Source organism: Blautia sp. An81 (assembly GCF_002161285.1).
GTDB classification, from domain to species: Bacteria; Bacillota; Clostridia; order Lachnospirales; family Lachnospiraceae; genus Blautia; species Blautia ornithocaccae.
Genome location: NZ_NFHH01000061.1, coordinates 1 through 2,217 on the forward strand (window position 1 = coordinate 1; position 2,217 = coordinate 2,217).

General features: G+C 39.9%; 1 protein-coding gene. It reads right to left on the minus strand.

Annotated elements, in window-relative coordinates:
* Nucleotides 1-218 precede the first annotated feature (218 nt).
* The gene (locus B5G33_RS20775; protein WP_087418972.1) at nucleotides 219-1,931 is read right to left on the minus strand and encodes an IS1634 family transposase; all 1,713 of its coding nucleotides are present in this window, start codon (nucleotides 1,929-1,931) and stop codon (nucleotides 219-221) included.
* Between the last annotated feature and the right edge of the window lie 286 nt (nucleotides 1,932-2,217).

A 2,217-nucleotide genomic window follows, 5' to 3' on the forward strand; every position in this document is an offset into this window, starting at 1 on the left:
AGAATTGAGGCTGTCGTTTTGCGTCATATAGGTCCAAGAGATGTTATCCTCCTTTAAATTATTCAATTGTAACACATATGTATTGTAATTCTCACAAACAAACAATGGATAAAATTTAATTTGGGGCTTGACAATTATTCTTCTGACTCATATAATAAAAATGATTTTAATACCTGACTTTCAGAGTTAGATGGCAAAAAATGGTGTTAAGCCACAGATTAAAACCTGTGACTTAGCATCTTTTTTATTTGCGATTCTGTGAGAAAATAAGAGGTGAGGGGAAGTTCTGTCTTCTGTGCAAATTCCCGGATAAATGTTGAGTTCCTTGTCAGATTTATGTACTTCCTTTCAGAGACCCGGGCTGCACGGAACTGTTTAAAAAAGTTCAGGATGTCTTCAGAGCAATACTGATCTCCTAAGACTTTAAACTGCAGCAGGCGGGTCAAAAGGACAGCAAGATAGCAGATCAGGAAATGGCCTGTGATGGTATCTTCCTTCTGGAGATACACGGGTCTTGCGTCCAACTGTGACTTCATGATCCGGAAGGATTCTTCAATCCGCCATAAGTTGTGATAGGTATGGTATACTTCTGAATCTGACATATGGATCTCTGATGTAACAAAAAGATTATAACCAGCCAGTGCCTGCGCTTTTTCAATCGCTTTTTCATTCATAAGCACCTTTACTTTATCTTTTGATTTCTTCCCTTCTTTATCAACTGCCTGAAAGGTCACAAATTTTGCGCTGTCCCCGTATTCGGATCTTTTCGCCTGGCTTGCCCGGAGGATTTTTGCTTTTTCTATCTGTCTGCTGATTTCATTCTTTTGTTTTTTGGCGAGCTGAGGATTATAGACAGCTACTCGTTTTTCCTGTAACCGTACAATCTTTTCCCGCCCCTGTTCGTCCGTATATTTATATGGGAAATCATCGACACACTCTTTGATACGATAAAGAAGATCCCCCTTTTCGTTTTTGACATCCCGGTAATCATTTTCCAATAAGACCCAGACCTGTTCTGTTTCCGGAAGCTGTTTCACAGACTTGGAGAAAAGATATCCGTCTCCTGATTTTACTGCATGGAGGATATTTTCCGAACAGTTCAATCCTTTGTCTGCCACCTGGATGGTTTTCCCGGAAATGTTGTTCCGGCTTTTCAGGTCATCGATCACCTTACGGATCACAGGCTTTTCACTTTCGCTGCCGGGATAGAGTTTCATTCCGATTGGGATCTGATGGGCATCAAGCAGGAGCCCCATCCCGACAATCGGATCTTTTCTATTCTCTTTGGAAGGCCCCTTCCGGCGGAAATCATCCTCTCTGTCGATCTCAAAATAAAAGTTTGTACAGTCGAAATACGTATGAGAAGTATCGAAAGGATATTTCCTGTTGATCTGATGGTTATAGATCTCGATGATCTTTTCATATTCGGAGCCGAGATACTCTAATCCTGCATACAGCTGGTTCAGGGAAAATCTGACAGGCTCATACAACTTCGGAAGTACTTCGTCAAAAGTTTTCGCTTTTGAACAGGGGCAGACCGCTCTGGAATAGATCAGGGAAGACAGGAGGGAAAACACATTAAACTTGAAATCCGTAGCAGTCTGCATAAGATCAATATATTTCTTTACGTCCAGAGACTCATTGAGATTTTTGAGAGGAAAGTAGCCCAGGAGTTTTTCAGGAGTTTCCTCGGAGATCTGCAAATCTTTCTCGTTTTGCCGTTGCGCTGCCAGCTGTTGATTTAATCGGGCAACCTCATCTTTGAAGAAAGCAACCGGGTCCTCGATTCCTTTCTCCTGAAGTTCGTGGACGTAACCAAGGGCTTTATAAGAACGGTGCGCGGTATTTTTCTTGCGTGGGTCATAAAAGCTTTCATAAATTTGAAGATAAGTGCCTTTATTCAGATTGGATTTTTTTAAAAAGTAAGCCATAAAATCACCTCTCCTCATTATAACACCATAACACCATTTAGTAAAGAGGTAAAAAAATATTTTGTCAAGTTTTAAAAAAATAAAAAAAGCCAGCAAATATGCTGACTGTAAGAATTCAGGAAAAGGATCACTCTTAAAGTATTATGGTGTTAAAACTGAAAGACGGGTAGATAGACAATACGTAATATCTTATGCTATACTAATTATATAAGAATTGAGGCTGTCGTTTTGCGTCATATAGGTCCAAGAGATGTTATCCTCCTTTAAATTATTCAATTGTAACACA